Genomic DNA, 6,238 nt, shown 5'->3' with positions numbered 1-6,238 from the left:
CCGAATGTGGTTTTTCGATGTGAATCTCGATAAATCACCCTTGATAAATCAACACCGATTAATTCACTTTTTCCACTATATTCATAGCTTTGACTGGCACCCGCGACCGTCTGGTGGTAGTTTGATTTGCTATAACTACTACTCAATAACCAGTAGTCAAATGGAATACTGTAGCTGGCATAAAATCCATCGGTACCACGTTTGCCTGAATCACCCCAACCGAGATCATGGTTATAGCTGATATAAAAAAGATCATTCAGGGTGAGTAAATGATCTAAAGATAGGGTGGCTGTGCCCTGATATTTTCCCGTGGAATCTGAACCCGCATCATCTACACTTAAATTGATGCGATAAGGTTTGCTCTGCTGCCAAGCCAAAATCACATCACTATAGCCCGGAGTAGGATTATTTTCGGCAGGCTGGATTTTAAAGTCGGCATCAACGGTCGGCACGCGTTTAAAGTTTTCAAGGCCTTGTTCTAAATCACGAATATTTAGTAAGTCACCCGATTTAATCGGCAAGGCATTGATTTGATGCGCACGCGCAGAAGTACCCTTGGCAAATTTCACCTGATCAACACGACCTACAACCACTGCAACGTAAAGCTGACCCGATGCAATATTTTGTGGCGGCAGCAGCACGCGTGTAGTGACATAACCATCGGCAATAATTTTATTTTGAACCAACTCTAAAGCTTGATTCAGGCCTTTAACCCCAAGACAGCGACCAATAATGTTATGTTGACCTTGGGTAATTTCATTAAAAGCAGAGAGAAAGTGTGCGGCGTCATCCCCTTGTAAATGAATTTTTTTGATCTCGAAACACGTGCTTTCACTGTGGGATTTTAAATATTGAAGTTGTTGTGCAGAGATGGATGCTGTAGGTTGACCAAGATTAACATTTACATCGGGTTGAATTTGTTTTTGTAGAGCATCATCTCGTTGTTGTTGGCGAATGCTTTGATCGGCTTGTAATTGTGATTGCTGTACATCTATGGGATCAGCAGCATAGCTCAAACCATATACACTCCAAATTCCTATCCATATGGCACTTTTTTTTAAAAAAAATCTCATGTTATAACTTGACAGCCGTATCATTATCACACAGTTAATATTATTTAAATTAACAACATTATAACAATTTTTTCATTTTTCAACCAATAGTAAAAATTTATTTAAAATAAAAATATCATTTCTACCATTTTTCATCATAGTATCAATTCACCGCCCTTATACTCCAAACCTCCCTACTTTTCTTTTAAAATTCAAATTACGATCTATGAGCTATAAGGTGAGTTCAATGTTAGCTAGAGCATGCCATGAATGTTATATAAACAATTAATTAGTTATGATTATAGTACACTATAGCTTTGTTATACGAACATTTAAAAACCAGACATATCTATCATTTTCAGAATTTCTGGTGTGAATTAGGTGTGATATTTATCTCGTTCAGTAAATTGATTCAAGATGGTTATCCAATGAAGGCGATAACATTCATGATTAAGCTAAACACCATCTGCTTGCAAAACTCCCTGTAATTTTGAAACAAAAAATTTAGCCAAATCATCAAAACTTTAATAAATTTTCTTTTTAAAACAGAAGATTAATTGCTATTTTTAATGTTTTTTTGAGTAAAAAACATCTACTCAATAGTCACAACAGAGTCACAATTCAATTTTAAACTGACGCTAACATTTGAGCTATAGCTTAATAACTGATTCACCTATTATTTTTCGTTCTCTTTTTCATAACCATTATCGCTTTTGTCCATTTAACATTTATTGCATAAATCCAACTAAGGCCACTGTTATGGATTCAAATTCCAATAATTCAAAACAATTAAATGAACCAGAACAGCCGATATTAGCGGCACGTTATGTCAGGATGTCTACAGATCACCAACAATATTCAACTTTAAACCAATCCGATAAAATTCAAGAATATGCAGATAACCACAACATAAAAATTATCAAAACCTACGCCGATGATGGTAAAAGTGGATTAAGCTTAAATGGGCGCTCAGGACTACAGCAGCTAATTGAGGATGTTGAATCCCATCAAGCTGAATTTGCAATTATTTTAGTTTATGACGTAAGCCGTTGGGGGCGTTTTCAAGATGCAGATGAAAGTGCTTATTACGAATACATCTGCAAGCGCGAAGGCATTTATATCATATATTGTGCTGAACAATTTTCCAACGATGGCACAAATTTTTCTAATATTATGAAAAGTTTTAAGCGAACCATGGCAGGTGAATATAGTCGAGAGTTGTCAAACAAAGTCTTTATTGGTCAATGCCGTTTGATTGAAATGGGCTTTAGGCAAGGTGGAACAGCTGGTTATGGATTAAGACGTGCCTTGGTCGATCAACACGGAAATTTAAAAACTTTACTAAAAATGGGGGAACATAAAAGTTTCCAAATGGATCGTGTCATTTTAGTCGCTGGCCCAGAAGAAGAAACCAAAATCATCCATCAAATCTATGAATGGTTTATTCAGCATAATTTATCAGAATCTCAAATTGCTGAAAAACTAAATTTAGAAAACATCAAGACAGACTTTGACCGTGCATGGACTAGGAATACAGTGCATGAAGTACTGACCAATGAAAAGTATATTGGAAACAATGTTTTCAATAAAACATCATTCAAACTTAAAAAGACACATGTATCTAACCCTGAGGGACAATGGATTAGGAAAGATCAAGCATTTGAAGCTATTGTCCCTTTGGAAGTTTTTTATACCGCACAAGGTATTATTCGAGAAAGATCACGAAAATATACAGATGAAGAGCTATTGAACTTATTGAAAAATCTATATCAAAAGCATGGCTTTTTATCAGGCTTAATCATCAATGAATCTGACAACATACCAAAAACGGGCGTCTATGCCAATCGTTTTGGAAGCCTACTCCGAGCTTATGAATTAATTGGGTTTAAACCTGAAAAAGACTATAACTATATTAAAATCAATAAATTTTTAAGAAAACTACATCCTGAAATAACTCAAAATGTCATCAGCGAAATGGCTAAATTAAATGGTTCAAATATTCAACAAGATCCTTTAAGTGATCTTATTTCTATTAATGCTGAAGTTCATATTTCATTAGTTCTTAGCCGTTGCCACCAACTTAGCAGTGGAAATTATCGTTGGAAAGTGCGCTTTGACACGATGCTAAATCCCGATATATCCGTTGTAGTACGTTTAGATTGCACGAACACAACGATTAAAGATTATTACCTTTTACCCAAACTCAATTTTATGTGTAACAAACTTAGCCTCAATGAATTTAATCCCGTTGAATTAGAAAGCTTTAGATTTGAAAACTTAAACTATTTAATTGGAATGGCAGGACGTGTGAAATGGAAAAGTATATAGAATCAAATTTTAATGAATCGATTTGCTTAATTCCGATAAGCCAAATTGAAATTCTAAACCCCAGAGAAAGGAATGAAAAAGTATTTGCTGAAATAGTAGAGAGCATTAGTAACGTAGGTTTAAAAAAACCTATTACGGTCACAAAGAATTTAGGTAAAAATCATCCCTATCAATTAATTTGTGGCGAGGGACGTATAAAAGCATTTTTACAACTTGGTGCAACTGAAATTCCAGCTCGAATCATTGATGTTAGTCAAGAAGAAGCATTAATCATGAGCTTAGTTGAAAATATAGCTCGACGACAGCATCGTGCAATGGAGTTTCTAAGTTGTATTGAACGATTATCTGACTTGGGTTATGACAAAAATGATATTTCTAAAAAGACAGGCCTAGCTCCTGTATATATCCAAGGAATTATTACACTTCTAAAAAATGGAGAGGAACGCTTACTTTATGCAGTTGAACAAAAAAAAATTCCCTTGAGTATTGCATTAAGAATAACAACAACTGCAAATAATAATACTGAAATGCAAGAAGCACTACAGGATGCATATGAAAGTGGCGAACTAAAGGGGCATCAACTTTTACAAGCAAAAAAAGTTTTAGAACGTAGACAATTAGTTGGTAAAAATCTTTCTAACACACCTAACTCAAAAACAAGCAAAATTTCAGCTAATGATATTGTTAAAACTTATCAGAAAGAGTTTGAAAGGCAACAGAATTTCGTTAAAAGAGCGACACACACTCAACAATGTCTAACATTTATTATTGGTGCATTATCGCACTTAAGAAAAGATGAAAATTTCTTTAATTTGCTAAGAGCAGAATCACTCGATAGCTTGCCTCAATATTTGGATGAACAATTATCAATAAAATAGGAAATAAGCATGCAAAAGATTAATATTGCATTTCAACTGTCAACTATTTGCATCAAAACCAATAATATTTTATCAAGTAAATCAGTACTTAAAAGTACTACCTATACAAAAAAATATCGGCAAATTAAAGCATCTATACAAGAAATTGGTATTATCGAACCACTTATAGTGACCCTCACAACAGATAAAAAGCAATACATTCTTTTAGATGGACATATTCGTTTTGAAATTCTAAAGGAACTAGAATTTACAGAAGTTCCCTGCATAATTTCTTCTGATAACGAAAATTACACTTACAATAAAAGAATCAATCGCTTAGCAACAATTCAGGAACATTTCATGATTCGACGTGCTATTGATCAAGGTGTCGATAAAGAGCGTCTAGCTTCTGCTTTAAACATTGAAATCAAAGCCATTCGCGCTAAAATCAACCTCTTAAATGGTATTTGCCCTGAAGCTATAGAATTACTTAAAGATAGAGAGCTATCACCAAATGTTTTTTCATTACTACGAAAAATGAAGTCAATAAGACAAATTGAATGTGCAGAACTGATGATCAGTATGAATAATTTAACTGTTCCTTATGCAAAAGCACTACTCATGACTACACCTCAAAACATGCTTATTGAAGTAATGAAGCCATCGAAAAAAAACAATGGATCTTTTGAAGCAATAAAAAAAATGGAAGTAGATACGGCCAATATACACCTTCAGATAAAATCACTTGAACCAAGTTATGCTCAAGACACTTTAAATTTAGTGTTAGGTATAGGCTATTTAAAAAAAATGCTAGCAAATAACAATGTTCAGCAATACTTAGAAAAAAACAATAATGACATTTATTCTCAATTTCAGTCTATCATTAAATTAGCTTCAAATGATTTTTGATAAATTCCAAAATGGTGACTAAAGTAGGGCATTTATTATATAAACACCCTACTCACACTTAATTCACCACCCTCACACTCCCCTGCAAACCCTGTTGCAACGCTTGCACCTGTGCAACATCATGCCCATGCGAATTTTGCTCTGATACAGATATTTCCTCAGTAAAGAACTCCTCCACCAAATCTCTCCCTTCATCGATATCCACCTCAAATCTTGCATTGGCAAAGCCTTGTCTTGCCATCTGATCTAACGCATGTTGGTTAAAGCCTGCGGTTTTACTCTGTTGGTCAATCTCCTTGGCCATTTGAATCGCCTGTTGTAATGAAATGCCCTCTCTTAAGGTTAAGTCCACGTAATACACAGGACTGCGATAGCTCTGCGTGGTGGATTTGCCTCTGAGTGTGAGTTGTAAAGGCAGACAAGACAGCAAGCTATTTGATGCAGCATGGTAATAACTTAAACGTGCCGCCAGCGTGCGAATACTGTTAAAGCCTGTGGTTCTAAAAATGAAACTGCCCAATTCATCTGCTTCATCTAAATTCACATGTAATCGGCCATAGGGTTTACAGTTGCCACCTTGGGCCAAAGGACAGCTTTCAGGGGATGGACATGGAAGCTGTTCAATGCCTTGACTGGTTCTACGTTGACAGGTTTCGCCATTACCAATACAGATCGGTCGGCCTGTTTGTCGGTCAAACAAGCTGTATTCCGCCCGAAGGTTCAGCTCAGGATCATTAAAGATCATCCGTACTGGAATTGAGCGCAGTTTTTGATTGGGTGCTTGGGCACGCAGTTGTTCATCTAATGGATGTTTAACCCATCCGTCTTTATTTTGGATTTGCGAGGTAAGGGTAAATTGGTCATCTTTTTCAGGCAAGCGTTTGCCGTTCTTCTCGATCATTTTGCCAATACTGATTCGTCCTAAAATCGGTGGTGTAATCACTAAACCTTTAATCATACTGGTATCCTCTGTAATTTAAATGTGTGGTGAACTGTGGTTGAAATAAATTGCTCAACAACCTCATACCCGAAGGCATGAGGCTATTGAGAGATTTATATTTGTATTCGTTTTTGAATCGTGCTTAGGCTATG

General features: G+C 35.6%; 5 protein-coding genes. 3 read left to right on the top strand and 2 right to left on the bottom strand.

From position 1 onward, the window contains the following. A partial coding sequence (locus I2F62_RS12725; RefSeq protein ID WP_324627365.1) for a ShlB/FhaC/HecB family hemolysin secretion/activation protein occupies positions 1-1,073 on the bottom strand: 1,073 nt, incomplete at its 3' end. Positions 1,074-1,811: 738 nt separating this feature from the next. On the opposite strand from I2F62_RS12725, the gene I2F62_RS12720 reads away from it, so the two are divergent. From I2F62_RS12720 to I2F62_RS12710, 3 genes are read left to right on the top strand one after another with little or no spacing between them, the layout of a single operon-like run. Then, a complete protein-coding gene (locus I2F62_RS12720) occupies positions 1,812-3,380 on the top strand; it encodes a recombinase family protein (protein ID WP_324627364.1) in 1,569 nt (522 codons plus the stop codon). Further along, positions 3,365-4,258: a ParB/RepB/Spo0J family partition protein gene (locus I2F62_RS12715; protein WP_324627363.1), complete on the top strand. Its 894-nt coding sequence runs from the start codon at positions 3,365-3,367 to the stop codon at positions 4,256-4,258. The genes I2F62_RS12720 and I2F62_RS12715 overlap by 16 nt, the downstream gene beginning before the upstream one ends. A gap of 9 nt (positions 4,259-4,267) precedes the next feature. Further along, positions 4,268-5,146, top strand: coding sequence for a plasmid partitioning protein RepB C-terminal domain-containing protein (locus I2F62_RS12710; protein WP_324627362.1), 879 nt, complete (start codon positions 4,268-4,270; stop codon positions 5,144-5,146). Positions 5,147-5,204: 58 nt separating this feature from the next. Here the strand turns inward: I2F62_RS12710 and I2F62_RS12705 are convergent, their stop codons facing one another. Next, positions 5,205-6,104 (bottom strand): hydrolase or metal-binding protein, encoded by a 900-nt coding sequence (locus I2F62_RS12705; protein WP_324627361.1) that lies wholly within the window; start codon positions 6,102-6,104, stop codon positions 5,205-5,207. Positions 6,105-6,238: the final 134 nt, after the last annotated feature.

The sequence above is a fragment of the Acinetobacter sp. MD2(2019) genome (assembly GCF_035615615.1).
Classification (GTDB): domain Bacteria; phylum Pseudomonadota; class Gammaproteobacteria; order Pseudomonadales; family Moraxellaceae; genus Acinetobacter.
The sequence above is the reverse complement of the archived record's forward strand: the minus strand, read 5'-3'. Positions and strand labels throughout refer to the sequence as shown.

Bases quoted from the DNA above. Each gene is read 5' to 3' on its own strand.
- I2F62_RS12710 (WP_324627362.1), top strand. From the start codon at position 4,268: ATGCAAAAGATTAATATTGCATTTCAACTGTCAACTATTTGCATCAAA.
- I2F62_RS12720 (WP_324627364.1), top strand. From the start codon at position 1,812: ATGGATTCAAATTCCAATAATTCAAAACAATTAAATGAACCAGAACAG.
- I2F62_RS12715 (WP_324627363.1), top strand. From the start codon at position 3,365: ATGGAAAAGTATATAGAATCAAATTTTAATGAATCGATTTGCTTAATT.
- I2F62_RS12705 (WP_324627361.1), bottom strand. From the start codon at position 6,104: ATGATTAAAGGTTTAGTGATTACACCACCGATTTTAGGACGAATCAGT.